General features: G+C 66.0%; 14 protein-coding genes. 11 read left to right on the forward strand and 3 right to left on the reverse strand.

Going from position 1 to position 16,633, the window contains the following annotated elements; all coding sequences use genetic code 11:
* Window positions 1–2 precede the first annotated feature (2 nt).
* Window positions 3–2,102 (forward strand): efflux RND transporter periplasmic adaptor subunit, encoded by a 2,100-nt coding sequence (locus BLT78_RS08630; RefSeq protein WP_090348582.1) that lies wholly within the window; start codon window positions 3–5, stop codon window positions 2,100–2,102.
* Between the two features lie 11 nt (window positions 2,103–2,113).
* Here BLT78_RS08630 and miaE read toward each other — a convergent pair whose 3' ends face one another.
* The gene (gene miaE, locus BLT78_RS08635; RefSeq protein WP_090348583.1) at window positions 2,114–2,716 is read right to left on the reverse strand and encodes a tRNA-(ms[2]io[6]A)-hydroxylase; all 603 of its coding nucleotides are present in this window, start codon (window positions 2,714–2,716) and stop codon (window positions 2,114–2,116) included.
* Window positions 2,717–2,857: 141 nt separating this feature from the next.
* On the opposite strand from miaE, the gene BLT78_RS08640 reads away from it, so the two are divergent.
* The gene (locus BLT78_RS08640) at window positions 2,858–3,742 is read left to right on the forward strand and encodes a universal stress protein (protein WP_090348584.1); all 885 of its coding nucleotides are present in this window, start codon (window positions 2,858–2,860) and stop codon (window positions 3,740–3,742) included.
* Here BLT78_RS08640 and BLT78_RS08645 read toward each other — a convergent pair.
* Entirely contained in the window at window positions 3,730–4,206 is a 477-nt protein-coding gene (locus tag BLT78_RS08645) for a DUF1289 domain-containing protein (protein ID WP_090348585.1), read from the reverse strand. The two genes, BLT78_RS08640 and BLT78_RS08645, sit on opposite strands and share 13 nt — an antisense overlap.
* 331 nt (window positions 4,207–4,537) lie before the next feature.
* On the opposite strand from BLT78_RS08645, the gene acnB reads away from it, so the two are divergent.
* From acnB to BLT78_RS08660, 3 genes are all read left to right on the forward strand, one after another.
* Complete coding sequence (acnB, locus tag BLT78_RS08650) at window positions 4,538–7,147, forward strand: bifunctional aconitate hydratase 2/2-methylisocitrate dehydratase (protein WP_090348586.1); 2,610 nt, start codon at window positions 4,538–4,540, stop codon at window positions 7,145–7,147.
* 207 nt (window positions 7,148–7,354) lie between these two features.
* Entirely contained in the window at window positions 7,355–8,566 is a 1,212-nt protein-coding gene (locus BLT78_RS08655; RefSeq protein ID WP_090348587.1) for a CmpA/NrtA family ABC transporter substrate-binding protein, read from the forward strand.
* Between the two features lie 15 nt (window positions 8,567–8,581).
* Window positions 8,582–9,160: an ANTAR domain-containing response regulator gene (locus BLT78_RS08660; RefSeq protein ID WP_090348588.1), complete on the forward strand. Its 579-nt coding sequence runs from the start codon at window positions 8,582–8,584 to the stop codon at window positions 9,158–9,160.
* Window positions 9,161–9,262: 102 nt separating this feature from the next.
* On the opposite strand, the gene BLT78_RS08665 is transcribed toward BLT78_RS08660, so the two are convergent.
* Window positions 9,263–9,562 carry a hypothetical protein gene (locus tag BLT78_RS08665; RefSeq protein WP_090352222.1) on the reverse strand — a complete coding sequence of 100 codons (300 nt, stop codon included), beginning with the start codon at window positions 9,560–9,562 and terminating at the stop codon, window positions 9,263–9,265.
* Window positions 9,563–9,759: 197 nt separating this feature from the next.
* Between BLT78_RS08665 and alaC the strand changes: the two genes are divergently transcribed.
* The 6 genes from alaC (at window position 9,760) to BLT78_RS08695 (ending at window position 16,623) form a co-directional block, all read left to right on the forward strand.
* Window positions 9,760–10,983, forward strand: a complete 1,224-nt coding sequence (alaC, locus tag BLT78_RS08670; RefSeq protein WP_172830776.1) for an alanine transaminase — start codon at window positions 9,760–9,762, stop codon at window positions 10,981–10,983.
* 348 nt (window positions 10,984–11,331) lie between these two features.
* Window positions 11,332–12,702: a CmpA/NrtA family ABC transporter substrate-binding protein gene (locus tag BLT78_RS08675; RefSeq protein WP_090348590.1), complete on the forward strand. Its 1,371-nt coding sequence runs from the start codon at window positions 11,332–11,334 to the stop codon at window positions 12,700–12,702.
* A gap of 59 nt (window positions 12,703–12,761) precedes the next feature.
* Complete coding sequence (locus BLT78_RS08680; RefSeq protein ID WP_090348591.1) at window positions 12,762–13,754, forward strand: ABC transporter permease; 993 nt, start codon at window positions 12,762–12,764, stop codon at window positions 13,752–13,754.
* A gap of 10 nt (window positions 13,755–13,764) precedes the next feature.
* Window positions 13,765–14,559, forward strand: coding sequence for an ABC transporter ATP-binding protein (locus BLT78_RS08685; RefSeq protein WP_090348592.1), 795 nt, complete (start codon window positions 13,765–13,767; stop codon window positions 14,557–14,559).
* Window positions 14,560–14,672: 113 nt separating this feature from the next.
* On the forward strand, window positions 14,673–15,158 hold the full coding sequence (locus BLT78_RS08690; RefSeq protein WP_090348593.1) for a cytochrome C: 486 nt from the start codon (window positions 14,673–14,675) through the stop codon (window positions 15,156–15,158).
* Window positions 15,159–16,008: 850 nt separating this feature from the next.
* Window positions 16,009–16,623 carry a helix-turn-helix transcriptional regulator gene (locus BLT78_RS08695; protein ID WP_090348594.1) on the forward strand — a complete coding sequence of 205 codons (615 nt, stop codon included), beginning with the start codon at window positions 16,009–16,011 and terminating at the stop codon, window positions 16,621–16,623.
* Window positions 16,624–16,633 lie beyond the last annotated feature (10 nt).

The raw sequence follows: 16,633 nt of genomic DNA on the forward strand, positions 1-16,633 counted from the left end.
ACATGGGCCTGCCGCAACTACGCGAAGAGCTCGACCTGCTGCCGGGGCCGGTGCTCGCCGATGGTCAGCCGAGCTGGACGCTGCACGACCCGGTACGCAACCGCTTCTTCAGCGTCGACTGGCCGACCTTCGAGATCCTGCAGCGCTGGTCTTTCGACGACCCGGAGGCGATTGCCGCCTCCATCGCGGCCGGCACCACCCTGCACCTCACCGCCGATGACGTGCAGCAGGTGGTGCGCTTCCTGCTGGACAACCAGCTGCTCAAGCCGGCCGGCCGGGATAGCGCCCGCCAGCTGGCCGAGCGCCGTGCCCGCATGGAGGGCAGTCGCTTCAAGTGGCTGCTGCACCACTACCTGTTCTTCCGCGTACCGCTGTGGCATCCGGATGCCTGGCTCGACCGCTGGCTGCCGTTCACCCGACTGTTCGCCAGCCGCGGCTTCGCCGTGCTGACGCTGCTGGCCCTGGCGGCAGGGCTGTCCCAGGTAGCTCGCCAGTGGGACGGTTTCCTCGCCTCGCTGGTCGACACCTTCAGCTGGCAGGGCCTGGCGGCCTACGGGGTGGCGGTGGTGGTGGTCAAGCTGCTGCACGAACTGGGACATGCCTTCACCGCCAAGCGTTTCGGCTGCCGGATTCCGAGCATGGGGGTGGCCTTCCTGGTGCTCTGGCCGATGGCCTATACCGACACCAACGAGACCTGGCGACTGACCAGCCGCTGGCAGCGCCTGCAGGTCGCCTCGGCCGGCATCCTCACCGAGCTGGTGATCGCCGCCTGGGCCACCCTGGCCTGGGCTCTGCTGCCCGACGGCGAGCTGCGCTCGGCAGCCTTCGTGCTGGCCACCACCAGCTGGGTCGCCACCCTGGCGATCAACGCCAGCCCGTTCATGCGTTTCGACGGCTACTTCATCCTCTCCGACTGGCTGGACCTGCCCAACCTGCACGAACGCAGCTTCGCCCTGGCGCGCTGGAAGCTGCGCGAGTATCTGTTCGACCTCGGCGAGGAGCGCCCCGAACACTTCCCCCCGCGGCGCGAGGCCTGGCTGATCGCCTTCGCCTGGGCCACCTGGATCTACCGCCTGGTGGTCTTCCTCGGCATTGCCGTGCTGGTCTATCACTTCTTCATCAAACTGGTGGGGATCTTTCTCTTTCTCGTGGAAATCGTCTGGTTCATCGCCATGCCCATCCGCCATGAACTGCAGGGCTGGCGCGCACGCTGGCCACGCATCCGCAGCCGTCGCCGCAGCCTGATCAACCTGCTGCTGCTCGGCGGCCTGCTCGTCCTGCTGCTGGTGCCCTGGCCCGGTCGCCTGCACACCAGCGGCGTGCTGCGCGCAGCCGAGATCTGGCCGGTGTTCGCCCCCGGTCCGGCGCAGGTCGAGCGCCTGCCTTTCGCCGAGGGCGCGCGGGTACCGGCCGGCGCCGAGCTGCTCGGTCTGGCCACGCCCGAACTGCGCCTGCGCCGCGAGGGACTGCTGGCGCGGATCGCGGCACTGCGCTGGCAGGCTGCCTCGGCTGGCTTCGACAGCGAATCGCGCGCCCTGCTGCAGAGCCGTCAGGAAGAGCTGGCCACCGCCATGGCCGAGCTGAGCGGCCTCGACGAGGAGCTGAGCCGTTACACGCCCAAGGCCCCCTTCGCCGGCCGGCTACGCGATCTGGACCCTGACCTGCATGCCGGGCAATGGCTGGCGGCCAAGGAACGGATCGCCCTCCTGGTGGGCGAAGGCAGCCTGGTGGAGACCTATCTCGACGAGGAGCAGGTCAAGCGTATCCGCGTCGGCGATCGCGGCGCCTTCGTCAGCGACGCCGGCGAGGGGCCGCTGCTGCGGCTGCGGGTCACCAACATAGACGCCGATGCGACCCGCGTGCTTGCCGACGGCATGCTCGCCGTCCAGGCCGGCGGGCACATCCTGACCCGCCAGCGCGGCGAGCAGCTGGTGCCCGAACATGGCGCCTACCGTGTCAGCCTGGCCGTGGAGTCGCCACTGGAGAGCCTCGCCGGGCAGTCCTGGCGCGGCCAGGTGGTGCTGCACGCCCGCTGGGAGGCGCCGGCCTGGCGCTACCTGCGCAGTGCGCTGGCCGTGCTGGTGCGCGAGACGAGCTTCTGAGAGCGGCGGCCTCAGGCCGCCACGCCGCTGTGGAAGCGGAACTCCGTGTCGGGAGTGAGGATCGCCTGGCGCTCGATCTCGGCGAAGAAGGCCACCCGCTCGTCGATCGGGCCGTCGGCGTACTGGCGGGCCATGTTCAGGTAGTCCTGGTAGTGGCGCGCCTCGGACTTGAGCAGCGAGACGTAGAACTTGCCCAGCTCCTCGTCGAGGAACGGCGCCAGGCGGTAGAAACGCTCGCAGGAGCGTGCCTCGATGTAGGCACCGACGATCAGGGTGTCGACCAGCTTGCCCGGCTCGCTCTTGCGGATGTGCGCGTGCAGGCGCTGCGCGTACAGCGAGGCGCTGACCGGCCGGTAGGCGACGCCGCGCTTCTTCATCAGCTCGGCCACCTGTTCGAAATGCCGCAGTTCCTCGCGCGCCAGGCGCGACAGCTTGTACTGCAGGTCTTCCTTCTCCACATGGCGGAACAGCAGGGTCAGCGCCGTGCCGGCGGCCTTCTTCTCGCAGTTGGCGTGGTCGATCAGCAGGATCTCTGGATGCTGCAGCGCCTGGTCGATCCAGGCCTGGGGGGTCGGGCAGAGCAGGAAGCTCTCGATCTCGGGGAGCAGGGACATGGCAATCCGGCTAGTCTTGGGAAGCCGGGCATTATACGACCGCCGTCGCCAGGCGGCATGCCCACCGCTTGACGCGCATCAAGCGGCAAGCGCCCCGACTGCGCCTAGAGTTGAAGTCGTAAGCCGCCGAGGGAGAAGACCATGCAAGAGATCCGCAGCATCCTGGTAGTACTGGAACCCGAAGACACCCAGGGACTGGCGCTCAAGCGGGCCAGGTTGATCGCCAATGCCACCCAGTCCGAGCTGCACCTGCTGGTCTGCGACAAGCTGCACGATCATTCGGCCTTCCTCGACGAGATCGCCGAGGAACTGCGCGTGGACGGCTATACCGTGACGGCGCGCCAGGACTGGCAGGAAAGCTCGCACCAGACCATCATCGCCGCCCAGCAGGCCGAAGGCTGCGGACTGGTGATCAAGCAGCACCTGCCGGACAACCCGCTGAAGAAGGCGCTGCTCACCCCGGATGACTGGAAGCTGATGCGCTTCTGCCCCTGCCCGGTGCTGCTGGTCAAGACCGACCGCCCATGGAGCGGCGGCAAGGTGCTGGCTGCCGTGGACGTCGGCAGCGACGACCCCGAGCATCGCGACCTGCACGCCGGCATCGTCTGCCATGCCTACGAACTGGCCCATCTCGCCAAGGGCGAGCTGCACGTGCTGAGCGCCCACCCGGCGCCGGTGCTGTCCGCCGCCGACCCGACCTTCCAGCTGCGCGAGACCATCGCCGCGCGCTACCGCGAGGCCTGCCAGCGCTTCCAGGACGAGTACGGCCTGAGCAACCGCCAGCTGCACGTTGCCGAGGGGCCGGCCGACATCCTGATCCCACAGCTGGCCCTGCAGCTCGATGTCGGAGTGACCGTGATCGGCAGCGTGGCGCGCACCGGCCTGTCCGGCGTGCTGATCGGCAATACCGCCGAGGTGGTGCTGGACACCCTGGAAAGCGACGTGCTGGTGGTCAAGCCGGACGATATCTGCGAGCACCTGGAAGAGCAGCTGCTGCAGGCGGAAAAACGCGGTCAGACGCGATAGTCGACGCCATCGACCAGGAAGCGCGGCGCGATGTAGCGCTGGTAGTGCGCCTCGGAGAGCAGGAAGTACTCGCGATCGATGGCGTCGCGCAGCTCCGGCAGACCGCTGTCGCGAAACTCCGGCAGCAGCACGATGCCGTAGGCCTCGACCTGCTGGATCACCCGTGCCCCGCGGGTGATCAGCTGATAGGCCCAGCAGTACGGTGACTGCTGGGGCGCGTAGCGGATCTGCCGCTGCTCCAGCTGGCGACGCAGCAACTGCGCATCGAACACCTCCAGCTTGGCCGCCACCACCTGCACCAGCAGCGCCTCCAGGCGCTGCCACACCGCCCGCTTCTCCTCCTCGCCGTACAGGTTCCAGTTCACCACCTCGTGGTGGAAACGCTTGCAGCCGCGACACACCAGGTCGCCGTAGACCGTTGAGCAGAGGCCGATGCAAGGAGTCTTGATGCGCTGATTGGGCATGGGAAAAGCAGGGGCGATGCGGGTACGGGGACGCATCTTAGCCCTTTGTCTAAGCCGGGTCACCCGCCACCGGCCGGGCGTATTGCTTAACTTATCGGACCGATTCCATTAGAATCCGCCTGCCTTGTTACAGGCGCGAATGTCCGATCGAAGCTGTTTTCAAAGCGTCACGAGCACAGTAATACCCGGCAGGAAGCGGTTGGTGAGACGAGCTTCGTCAGGCGGCTCCCTCACCGACATGCCTCCGTCACAGTCCGGCGTAAAACTTTGAAAACAGCTTCTGGACGCGAGTCCCGGACTCCCGCATGGGACCACTGATGAGGGTAATACTGTGCTTGAAGCCTACCGCAAACACGTAGAAGAGCGTGCCGCCCTGGGCGTCGTGCCCCAGCCGCTGAACGCCGAGCAGACCGCTGCTCTGGTCGAGCTGCTGAAGAATCCGCCGGCTGGCGAAGAAGAATTCCTGGTTGACCTGATCACCAACCGTGTTCCGGCTGGCGTGGACGAAGCTGCCTACGTCAAGGCCGGCTTCCTGACCGCCCTGGCCAAGGGCGAAGCCAGCTCCCCGCTGCTGACCAAGACCCGCGCCGTCGAGCTGCTGGGCACCATGCAGGGCGGCTACAACATCGCCACCCTGGTCGAGCTGCTGGACAACGCCGAGCTGGCCACCGTCGCCGCCGAACAGCTCAAGCACACCCTGCTGATGTTCGATGCCTTCCACGACGTCGCCGAGCGCGCCAAGAAGGGCAACGAAGCCGCCAAGGCCGTGATGGCCTCCTGGGCCGAGGGCGAGTGGTTCACCAGCCGTCCGGCCGTCGCCGAGAAGATCACCCTGACCGTGTTCAAGGTGACCGGCGAAACCAACACCGACGACCTGTCCCCGGCTCCGGATGCCTGGTCGCGCCCGGACATCCCGCTGCACGCCCTGGCCATGCTGAAGATGGCCCGCGACGGCATCAACCCGGACGTCCCGGGTTCGGTCGGCCCGATCAAGCAGATGGAAGAGCTGAAGGCCAAGGGCTACCCGGTCGCCTACGTCGGCGACGTGGTCGGCACCGGCTCCTCGCGCAAGTCCGCCACCAACTCCGTGCTGTGGTTCTTCGGTGACGACATCCCGAACGTGCCGAACAAGCGCGCCGGCGGCTTCTGCTTCGGCACCAAGATCGCCCCGATCTTCTACAACACCATGGAAGACGCCGGCGCCCTGCCGATCGAATTCGACTGCACCAACCTGGCCATGGGCGACGTCATCGACGTCTACCCGTACGCTGGCAAGGTCTGCAAGGCCGGCACCGAAGAAGTCATCACCACCTTCGAGCTGAAGACCGAAGTCCTGCTGGACGAAGTCCGCGCTGGCGGCCGTATCCCGCTGATCATCGGCCGTGGCCTGACCGAGAAGGCCCGCGCCGAGCTGGGCCTGGCGCCGTCCACCCTGTTCAAGAAGCCGGAAGCTCCGGCTGACAGCGGCAAGGGCTTCACCCTCGCCCAGAAGATGGTCGGCCGCGCCTGCGGTCTGCCGGAAGGCCAGGGCGTGCGTCCGGGCACCTACTGCGAACCGAAGATGACCACCGTCGGTTCCCAGGACACCACCGGCCCGATGACCCGCGACGAGCTGAAGGACCTGGCCTGCCTGGGCTTCTCCGCCGACCTGGTGATGCAGTCCTTCTGCCACACCGCCGCCTATCCGAAGCCGATCGACGTCAAGACCCACCACACCCTGCCGGACTTCATCATGAACCGCAGCGGCGTGTCCCTGCGTCCGGGCGACGGCATCATCCATAGCTGGCTGAACCGCATGCTGCTGCCGGACACCGTCGGTACCGGTGGTGACTCGCACACCCGTTTCCCGATCGGCATCTCCTTCCCGGCCGGTTCCGGCCTGGTCGCCTTCGCCGCCGCCACCGGCGTGATGCCGCTGGACATGCCGGAATCCGTGCTGGTGCGCTTCAAGGGCAAGATGCAGCCGGGTATCACCCTGCGTGACCTGGTCCATGCCATCCCCTACTACGCGATCCAGGCTGGCCTGCTGACCGTCGAGAAGAAGGGCAAGAAGAACATCTTCTCCGGCCGCATCCTCGAGATCGAAGGCCTCGAAGGCCTGACCGTCGAGCAGGCGTTCGAGCTGTCCGACGCCTCCGCCGAGCGTTCGGCTGCCGGTTGCACCATCAAGCTGCCGGAAGACGCCATCGCCGAGTACCTGAAGTCCAACATCACCATGCTGCGCTGGATGATCGGCGAAGGCTACGGCGATGCCCGTACCCTGGAGCGTCGCGCCCAGGCCATGGAAGCCTGGCTGGCCAACCCGCAGCTGCTGAGCGCCGATGCCGACGCCGAATACGCCGCCGTCATCGAGATCGACCTGGCCGAGATCAAGGAGCCGGTTCTCTGCGCGCCGAACGATCCGGACGATGCCCGCCTGCTGTCCACCGTAGCCGGTCAGAAGATCGACGAAGTGTTCATCGGTTCCTGCATGACCAACATCGGTCACTTCCGCGCCGCCGGCAAGCTGCTGGACAAGGTCAAGGGTGGTATTCCGACCCGTCTGTGGCTGGCTCCGCCGACCAAGATGGACGCCCACCAGCTGACCGAGGAAGGCTACTACGGCATCTACGGCAAGGCTGGCGCGCGCATGGAAATGCCGGGCTGCTCGCTGTGCATGGGTAACCAGGCTCGCGTGCAGACCGGTTCCACCGTGGTCTCCACCTCGACCCGTAACTTCCCGAACCGTCTGGGCGACGCCACCAACGTGTTCCTGGCTTCTGCTGAGCTGGCGGCTGTCGCCTCCATCCTCGGCAAGCTGCCGACCGTCGAGGAGTACATGGAGTACGCGAAGAACATCGACAGCATGGCTGCCGACGTCTATCGCTACCTGTCCTTCGACCAGATCGCCGAGTACAAGGATGCCGCCGCCAAGGCCAACATCCCGGTGCTGCAGGCCTGAGTCCGGTAAGCGCTAGACCGCTGTAGGAAGAAGCCCCGCCCCGTGCGGGGCTTCTTCTTTTCTGCCTCCTGGCACAGCGCTTGCTTTGCTCGAGTCAGCAGAACGCTCCAACGGCGGAGCCGTTCCCCGACAATGGCGTCGTACCCGACTGTCGCCCCGCGCGATGGCCGGTACGGCGCTTTTTTGTGCAGCGATGGAACACACGCGATGACCGACCACCACGCAATGCCTCGCACCGACGCCCTGGCCTGGGTCGCCGGCTCGGATGCCCCGGAAAAGAACGTCCTCGAACTCGGCTTCATGGCCCTGGCCGACTCGGCGCCGCTGATCGTCGCCGCCACCCAGGGCTTCGCCCAGCCCTACGGCCTGACCCTCAACCTGCGCCGCCAGGCCTCCTGGGCCGGCCTGCGCGACAAGCTGCTCAGCGGCGAGCTGGATGCCGCACAGATGCTCTACGGCCAGGTCTACGGCATCCATCTCGGCCTCGGCAGCCCGGTAACGCCCATGGCCATCCTCATGGGCCTCAACCAGAACGGTCAGTCGATCACCCTGAGTCAGGCCCTGCGCGCGGCCGGCGTGACCGACGGCGAAGCACTGCGCGCGCGCACGCACCAGAGCGGTGCACGCCTGACCCTCGCCCACACCTTCCCCACCGGCACCCACGCCCTGTGGCTGTACTACTGGCTGGCCAGCCATGGCATCCACCCGCTCACCGACGTGCACAGCGTGGTGGTGCCGCCGGCGCAGATGGTCACCCACCTGCGGGCCGGACGCATCGACGGCTTCTGCGCCGGCGATCCCTGGGGCGCCCACGCGGTGGACGAGAACCTCGGCTTCACCGTCGCCACCAGCCAGTCGATCTGGCCGGATCACCCGGAGAAGGTCCTCGGCGTCACCCGCGCGTTCGTCGATCAGTGCCCGAACAGCGCCCGCGCCCTGACCATGGCCCTGCTCGAAGCCTGCCGCTTCATCGACCAGGGCCTGGAGAACCGCCGCAGCACCGCCCAGCTACTCAGCGCCACCGAGTTCGTCAACGCCCCGGTGGCCACCCTCGAGCCGCGCTTCCTCGGCCAGTACCAGGACGGCCTCGGCCATGCCTGGCTGGATGCGCATCCGTTGCGCTTCTTCGCCGACGGCGCGGTGAACATGCCCTACCTGTCCGACGGCATGTGGTTCCTCACCCAGTTCCGCCGCTGGGGTTTCCTGCGCGACGATCCGCAGTACCATGAGATTGCCAGCCAGGTGCACCAGCTCGCGCTGTACCGCGAGGCCGCCGGCGCGCTGGGCATCGCCATCCCCGAGGCCATGCGCCGCTCGACCCTGCTGGACGGCAAGGTCTGGGACGGCCGCGAGCCGGCCGCCTACGCCCACGGTTTCGACCTTCACGCGCTGGCCGAACGCCAGTCGCTGGCCCTCTGAGCCCGGAGTCTGCCCATGCTGCGCATCCTCCTGATCAACGACACCGCGAAGAAGGTCGGCCGCCTGAAGAGCGCGCTGAACGAAGCCGGCTTCGAAGTGATCGACGAGTCCGGCCTCACTGTCGACCTGCCGGCGCGGGTGGCCGCCGTGCGCCCGGACGTGATCCTGATCGACAGCGAATCACCCGGCCGCGACGTCATGGAGCAGGTCTGCCTGCTCAGCCGCGACCAGCCCCACCCGATCGTCATGTTCACCGACGAGCACGACCCCGGCGTCATGCGCCAGGCCATCCGTTCCGGAGTCAGCGCCTACATCGTCGAGGGCATCCACGCCCAGCGCCTGCAGCCGATCCTCGACGTGGCCATGGCCCGCTTCGAGAGCGACCAGGCCCTGCGCGCCCAGCTCAACGCCCGCGACCAGCAACTCGCCGAACGCAAGCGCATCGAGCTGGCCAAGGGCCTGTTGATGAAGATGCGCCAGTGCAACGAGGAAGAGGCCTACACCCTGATGCGCCGCCAGGCGATGAGCAAGCAGCAGAAGCTGATCCAGGTGGCCGAGCAGATCATCTCGATGCACGAGATGCTCGGCAACTGAGTTCGGCGAGGGCGCCCGGCGAGGGGCGCCCGATAGATGTAGCGACTCCGACAAGGCGTGCCTCGCACGCCCGTCCGGGTTCGACACCCGACACAGCGTCCCTCAGCCCAGGCCGAGAAACTTCAGCGTCGCCCGGTACAGCCTTTCCCCGCCGCACACCAGCAGGAGCACATCGCCCGTCTTCGCCGAGCCGAGAATGTTGGTCAGGTCGCGGACCAGGCGGAAGGGGTTGTCCAGCGTGGCCAGCTGGACGTCGGCCCCCTCCGGCAGCGCCCGGTCGGCGACCAGCCGGTCCGGGTTGCGGATCACCGTGATCCTGAGCTCCTTGCTGCCGAAGCGGGTATCGAGAAATTCGCTGCCGGGCGAAACCTGCGTCCCGGTCCTGAGACTGACTGCCTTCATGAGCTGCACCATGGCTAGGGAAAAACCAGTGGTGCAGCACTAACCGGGCCAGCTCCCACCGCCCGCCCTGACGACACAAAGCTATCTCTGCGCCGCTTGCAGGCGTCGGGCGGCTGGCGTATGTTCCTTCGCGCAGGCCAGCGCACTGGCCAACGTCGCTCGGACGGTTCCGGGCGCTTACGTACTCCGAGGAAATCATGGCCGAACACGGCAAGCGCCGCTTTGCGCGCATCGATCGTCTCCCCCCCTACGTCTTCAACATCACCGCCGAGCTGAAGATGGCCGCCCGCCGCCGTGGCGAGGACATCATCGACTTCAGCATGGGCAACCCCGACGGCGCCACCCCGCCGCACATCGTCGAGAAGCTGGTGCAGGTCGCCCAGCGCGACGACACCCACGGCTACTCGACCTCGCGCGGCATCCCGCGTCTGCGCCGCGCCATCTCGCGCTGGTACCAGGAACGCTATGAGGTCGAGATCGACCCGGACAGCGAAGCCATCGTCACCATCGGCTCCAAGGAAGGCCTGGCGCACCTGATGCTGGCCACCCTCGACCACGGCGACACCGTGCTGGTGCCCAACCCCAGCTACCCGATCCACATCTACGGTGCGGTGATCGCCGGCGCCCAGGTGCGTTCGGTGCCGCTGGTGCCCGGCGTCGACTTCTTCGCCGAGCTGGAGCGGGCGATCCGCGAGGCGATCCCCAAGCCGAAGATGATGATCATCGGCTTCCCCTCCAACCCCACCGCACAGTGCGTGGAGCTGGACTTCTTCGAGCGCGTGGTGGCGCTGGCCAAGCAGTACGACATCCTGGTGGTGCACGACCTGGCCTACGCCGACATCGTCTTCGACGGCTGGAAGGCGCCGTCGATCATGCAGGTGCCGGGCGCCAAGGACGTCGCCGTGGAATTCTTCACCCTGTCGAAGAGCTATAACATGGCCGGCTGGCGGATCGGCTTCATGGTCGGCAACCAGGAGCTGGTCAGCGCCCTGGCGCGGATCAAGAGCTACCACGACTACGGCACCTTCACCCCGCTGCAGGTGGCCGCCATCGCCGCGCTGGAAGGCGACCAGCAGTGCGTGCGCGACATCGCCGAGAAGTACCGCGAGCGCCGCGACGTGCTGGTCAAGGGCCTGCACGAGATCGGCTGGATGGTCGAGAAGCCCAAGGCGTCGATGTACATCTGGGCCAAGATCCCCGAAGCCTACGCCCAGCTCGGCTCGCTGGAGTTCGCCAAGAAGCTGCTCGCCGAGGCCAAGGTCTGCGTCTCGCCGGGCCTCGGTTTCGGCGATTACGGCGACGACTACGTGCGCTTCGCGCTGATCGAGAACCTCGACCGCACCCGCCAGGCGATCCGCGGCATCAAGGCGATGTTCCGCGCCGACGGCCTGCTCGAGGCCAAGCCCCGCAAGGAGCCCTGAAACTGACCATCGACGCCCGCCAAGCGGGCGTCGATGCCCCTTCCGGTGCGCCGCAAAAGCGCACCAACCTGCCCCATGCCGCCTCACCCCGCTCCATCACGGCCACCGCCCACCCCAAACACACCCCCAAGCCACTGATTTAGCAGAGCATTTTTCCTTTCCCCAGCACACCAAGCCTCGCGCCGAAAAACTGGCAAGCCCCTTGCAGAGGTAACCGCACATCCGTCTTCGGATCGCCAACGGCGGTGATCGGGACGAACTGACAAAGACGTCAAAAGCCAGCTGATCCCCACAGGATCGGCGCGCTTGCGACGTCTTTTTTCGTTTCTGACCTCAGGAAAAATCACCATGCACGATCGCCGTCGCTCCATCCAACGCACCCTGGCCAGGCTGACCTGCGCCGCCGGCCTGCTGCTCGGCAGCGCCACCGCCCTGGCCGCCGATCCGGAGAAGGAAGAACTCAAGCTCGGCTTCATCAAGCTCACCGACATGGCGCCGCTGGCCATCGCCTACGAGAAGGGCTTCTTCGAGGACGAGGGCCTGTACGTCACGCTCGAGGCCCAGGCCAACTGGAAGGTATTGCTCGACCGGGTGATCACCGGCGAGCTGGACGGCGCGCACATGCTGGCCGGTCAGCCGCTGGGCGCAACCATCGGTTTCGGCACCAAGGCCGAGGTGGTCACCGCCTTCTCCATGGACCTCAACGGCAACGGCATCACCGTGTCCAACGCCGTGTGGGAGGAAATGAAGAAGCACGTGCCGATGGCAGACGGCAAGCCGGTGCACCCGATCAAGGCCGACGCCCTCAAGCCGGTGATCGAGCAGTACAAGGCGCAGGGCAAGCCGTTCAACCTCGGCATGGTGTTCCCGGTCTCGACCCACAACTACGAGCTGCGCTACTGGCTGGCCGCCGGCGGCATCAATCCCGGCTACTACGCCCCGGCCCAGGGCGACATCACCGGCACCCTGAGCGCCGACGCCCTGCTCTCGGTCACCCCGCCGCCGCAGATGCCGGCGACCCTGGAGGCCGGCACCATCCATGGCTACAGCGTCGGCGAGCCGTGGAACCAGCAGGCGGTATTCAAGGGCATCGGCGTGCCGGTGATCACCGACTACGAGATCTGGAAGAACAACCCGGAGAAGGTGCTCGGCGTGTCCAAGGCCTGGGCCGAGGCCAACCCGGAGACCCACAAGCGCCTGGTCAAGGCGCTGATCCGCGCCGCCATGTGGCTGGACGCGGACAACAACGCCAACCGCGCCGAAGCCGTGCAGATCCTCGCTCGCCCCGAATACGTCGGCGCCGACGCCAAGGTGATCGCCAACTCGATGACCGGCACCTTCGAGTACGAGAAAGGCGACAAGCGCGAGGTCCCGGACTTCAACGTGTTCTTCCGCCACCACGCCACCTACCCCTTCTACTCCGACGCCATCTGGTACCTGACCCAGATGCGCCGCTGGGGCCAGATCGCCGAGACCCAGCCGGACAGCTGGTACTTCGAGACCGCCAAGCAGGTCTACAAGCCGCAGACCTACCAGGCGGCCGCCGCCGAACTGGTCGCCGAGGGCAAGGCCAAGGCCTCCGACTTCCCGCCGGCCGATGAGGAAGGCTTCCGCGCGCCGAGCAGCGACTTCATCGACGGCCTCACCTACGACGGGCGCAAGCCGAACGCCTACATCGAGCAGTTCAAGATCGGTCTGAAGAAAGACTCCTCCCTGTGACGTCACTGCCGCCCCGGGAGCCGGCCACGCCGGCTCCCCTCAGCCCCGAGGACCAGACGATGAGCAATCCCGCCGTCGCCAAGCCGATCCAGGACACCATCAAGTCCGCCCGCAAGACCGCCGTAGTGCAACGCTGGACGCCCATCCTGCTGCTGCCCGCCGCCGGCATCCTGGCCTTCCTGCTGTTCTGGCAGGTCGTCGCCGGCAGCATCGACACCAGTCTGGGCAAGTTCCCCGGCCCGACCCAGGTGGTCGGCCAGTTCTCCAGCCTGGTGCAGGAGCATGTCTCCGAACAACGCAAGGCAGACGAGTTCCACGCCCGCCAGGAAGCGCGCAACGCCGAGCGCCTGGCCAGGGACCCCGACGCCAAGGTCGTCGTGCGCCCGTACACCGGCAAACCGACCTTCTTCAAGCAGATCCTCACCAGCCTGTACACGGTGCTGACCGGCTTCGCCATCGCCTCGCTGCTGGCCATCCCGCTGGGCATCGTCTGCGGCCTGAGCAAGCCGATCTACAGCGCCGTCAACCCGCTGATCCAGGTGTTCAAGCCGGTCTCGCCGCTGGCCTGGCTGCCGCTGGTGACCATGGTGGTCAGTGCCGTCTATACCAGCGCCGATCCGCTGCTGGCCAAGTCCTTCGTCACCTCGGCCTTCACCGTGGCGCTGTGCTGCCTGTGGCCGACGGTGATCAACACCACGGTCGGCGTCGCCAACCTCGACAAGGACCTGCTCAACGTCAGCCGCGTGCTCAGCCTGTCGCCGCTCGAGCACGTGCGCCGCATCGTGCTGCCGGCCGCCATCCCGATGATCTTCACCGGCCTGCGCCTGTCGCTGGCCACCGGCTGGATGGTGCTGATCGCCGCCGAGATGCTGGCGCAGAACCCGGGCCTCGGCAAATTCATCTGGGACGAGTTCCAGAACGGCAGCTCCAACTCCCTCGGCCGCATCATGGTCGCCGTGATCGTCATCGGCCTGATCGGCTTCGTCCTCGACCGTCTCATGCTCGGCCTGCAGCGCCGCGTCAGCTGGGACAAGAACGCCGACCTGCGCTAAGGAGATCGCCATGAAGAATGCACACCTCGAACTGAGCGGCGTCGGCATCAGCTTCCCCACCGACAAGGGCCTGTTCTGTGCCCTGCAGAGCGTCAACCTGAAGATCGCCAGGGGCGAGTTCGTCTCGCTGATCGGTCACTCCGGCTGCGGCAAGTCCACCGTGCTCAACATCGTCGCCGGCCTCTACCAAGCCAGCACCGGCGGGGTGATCCTCGACGGCAAGGAGGTCAACGCTCCCGGCCCCGAACGTGCGGTGGTGTTCCAGAACCACAGCCTGCTGCCCTGGCTGACCTGCTACCAGAACATCGAGCTGGCCGTGCAGCAGGTGTTCAAGGGCCGGAAGGGCAAGGCCGAGATGCGCGAGTGGATCGAGCACAACCTCGCCCTGGTGCACATGACCCACGCCCGCGACAAGCGCCCAAGCGAGATCTCCGGTGGCATGAAGCAGCGCATCGGCATCGGCCGCGCGCTGGCCATGCAGCCCAAGGTGCTGCTGATGGACGAGCCGTTCGGCGCCCTCGACGCCCTCACCCGCGCCCACCTGCAGGACTCGCTGATGGAGATCCACGCCGAACTGGGCAACACGGTGATCATGATCACCCACGACGTCGACGAGGCGGTGCTGCTCTCCGACCGCATCGTGATGATGAGCAACGGCCCGGCGGCCACCGTCGGCGACATCCTCGACGTCCGCCTCGCCCGCCCGCGCGATCGCATGGCCCTGGCCCACGATCCGCGCTACCACGAGTACCGCGCCGCGGTGCTGGAGTTCCTCTACCAGCGCCAGCGCCGGCCGGCGGCCTGACCTGCACACGGCACCCGGTCGATGGCCATCCATCGCCCGGGCACTGCCGGGGCAGCGAACTGCGCTGGCCATGCGCTATACCTGTTGCGGACAGTCCATGACAGGAGAAGGCCATGCGGCCGCTGCGAACCCTGCTCCCTGCCGCCCTGCTGGCGGCAACGCCCCTCATTCCCCAAGCCCAGGCAGATGAACAACTGATCGAGCGCGGCCGCTATCTGGTGCAGATTTCCGGCTGCAACGACTGTCACACCTCCGGCTACCTGATGGCCCCGGACAAGGTCCCGGAAAGCGACTGGCTGAAGGGCGACAGCCTCGGCTGGTACGGCCCCTGGGGCACCACCTACCCCAGCAACCTGCGTCTGGTGCTGCCCAGGCTCAGCGAGAGCGACTGGCTGACCCTGGCGAAGAACGCCAACTACCGCCCACCGATGCCCAACCAGACCCTGCAGCGCATGACCGACGACGACCTGCGCGCCATCTACCAGCTGGTCAAGCACCTCGGCCCGGCCGGCCAACCGGCGCCCATGGCATTGCCCCCCGGCGACATGCCCGAAGGGCCGGTGGTGATGTTCCCCATGCCGCGAGCCGATAGGAAATAGGTTTGCCGCACTTTCCGAGCCAGGGCGGCCCTGGTTTGCGGGAAACGTAAATCCGCGCCTTGCGGCTAAACGCGTTGCGATAGTGCTGCGGGTGACGAGAGCCCTGCGAAGACCGCCCCTGTCGCCGGCTACAACCAGCAGCTGCCGACACACGGCTCCTCTTCAGCCCGCGATACACCTGAGGGGCATGGCATCCGACAGTTAACGGAAGTCATCATGAGCAGCACCGTACCCTGCTAAATAGCAGGGTACGGTGCATCAGCCGAATTCAATAACATGCGCTCGGTTGCGCATGCACCAAGAACCCGCAATACGGGCATGGACTTACATTGGGGCAATGCTACCACCTACCAAGTACACGAGCGTGCTTGAGTTGGCAATCACAACAAGGCAATGGAAGAGGCCTATCACCATGTCAAAATCACCAAAGGACCAAAACCTTCAAAACAGCTCAGGCAGCCACCGGGGAATACTCAAGAGATGGCGCTGGGCATATCAGAAGATCCGCTCCATGGCCTGCAGCAAATCGACTGCTACCTGGCAGGCGACCCGTTATGCGATTTTCAGAGAGACTGGTCGCTTCTACAGCTCCCGAGGATGGATCAAGCTCTCCTGCTCCCGTGACTGACCGGTATGTCCTCCTCGCCGGACAACAGCAGCAATACGACCAGCGGAGCAATGCATACTAGCTGGCAGGACTTCTCGGACCTCACTGGGTCTCTCCAGCCGGGAGAGATGGATGTCACATTGACACCACGAATGCCAGCGCACAGAATGAAAAACTTTTTTAAAGCCTAGGAATAGCAACTCAATATCCGGCTGAGGAATTTAATTCAGCCCGAAAACCATCATGACCGGCACACTTGACCTCAATGAACTGAAGCGCCCGAATCTGCAAAAAGACATATCGAGGCTTGCTGATTTATTGCTGGACGCAGTGTTCATTGTCGATCTCAACGGCCGGATAACCTACGCAAGCGCCGCCTGCGCAAGCATCTTCGGCTACACGCCCGAGGAAATGGTCGGCAACGCCATGATCGATTTCGTGATCCCTGAGGACCGCGAAAAAACCATGGCCGAAGCCAGGATTGTCACAACCGGATGGCAGCGGATCGGGTTTGAAAACAGATATCGCCACAAGGACGGCCGCGTGGTGCATGTGATGTGGTCCGCGCGCCTGCTGGAGTCGGAACAGGTACGCATTGGAGTTGCCCGCGACGTTACCGATCTGAAGCAGGCACGGATGCTCAACCAGGGCCTGCTGCTCTCCTCGACACCATTGGCCCCGCACGAGCTCAAGGTCTTGGAGCTGCTCCTGACCGACGCGACAGAGAAACAGATCGCCCAGCGCTTGGGGCTGGCAGTTTCCACCACCCACTCGTACGTGACGAACATATTCCGGAAGTTCGGCGTACGCAGCCGGGCTGGCTTGATGAGCTTGTGGTTGAGCCACACTGTGGCCTGATTGCCCATCG

This window comes from Pseudomonas oryzae (assembly GCF_900104805.1).
In the GTDB taxonomy this organism is placed as follows: domain Bacteria; phylum Pseudomonadota; class Gammaproteobacteria; order Pseudomonadales; family Pseudomonadaceae; genus Geopseudomonas; species Geopseudomonas oryzae.

What these genes read in the sequence shown, in the direction of transcription:
- BLT78_RS08630 (WP_090348582.1), top strand. Translation starts at nt 3, where the DNA reads ATGGGCCTGCCGCAACTACGCGAAGAGCTCGACCTGCTGCCGGGGCCG.
- miaE (WP_090348583.1), bottom strand. Translation starts at nt 2,716, where the DNA reads ATGTCCCTGCTCCCCGAGATCGAGAGCTTCCTGCTCTGCCCGACCCCC.
- BLT78_RS08640 (WP_090348584.1), top strand. Translation starts at nt 2,858, where the DNA reads ATGCAAGAGATCCGCAGCATCCTGGTAGTACTGGAACCCGAAGACACC.
- BLT78_RS08645 (WP_090348585.1), bottom strand. Translation starts at nt 4,206, where the DNA reads ATGCCCAATCAGCGCATCAAGACTCCTTGCATCGGCCTCTGCTCAACG.
- BLT78_RS08655 (WP_090348587.1), top strand. Translation starts at nt 7,355, where the DNA reads ATGACCGACCACCACGCAATGCCTCGCACCGACGCCCTGGCCTGGGTC.
- BLT78_RS08660 (WP_090348588.1), top strand. Translation starts at nt 8,582, where the DNA reads ATGCTGCGCATCCTCCTGATCAACGACACCGCGAAGAAGGTCGGCCGC.
- BLT78_RS08665 (WP_090352222.1), bottom strand. Translation starts at nt 9,562, where the DNA reads ATGAAGGCAGTCAGTCTCAGGACCGGGACGCAGGTTTCGCCCGGCAGC.
- alaC (WP_172830776.1), top strand. Translation starts at nt 9,760, where the DNA reads ATGGCCGAACACGGCAAGCGCCGCTTTGCGCGCATCGATCGTCTCCCC.
- BLT78_RS08675 (WP_090348590.1), top strand. Translation starts at nt 11,332, where the DNA reads ATGCACGATCGCCGTCGCTCCATCCAACGCACCCTGGCCAGGCTGACC.
- BLT78_RS08680 (WP_090348591.1), top strand. Translation starts at nt 12,762, where the DNA reads ATGAGCAATCCCGCCGTCGCCAAGCCGATCCAGGACACCATCAAGTCC.
- BLT78_RS08685 (WP_090348592.1), top strand. Translation starts at nt 13,765, where the DNA reads ATGAAGAATGCACACCTCGAACTGAGCGGCGTCGGCATCAGCTTCCCC.
- BLT78_RS08690 (WP_090348593.1), top strand. Translation starts at nt 14,673, where the DNA reads ATGCGGCCGCTGCGAACCCTGCTCCCTGCCGCCCTGCTGGCGGCAACG.
- BLT78_RS08695 (WP_090348594.1), top strand. Translation starts at nt 16,009, where the DNA reads ATGACCGGCACACTTGACCTCAATGAACTGAAGCGCCCGAATCTGCAA.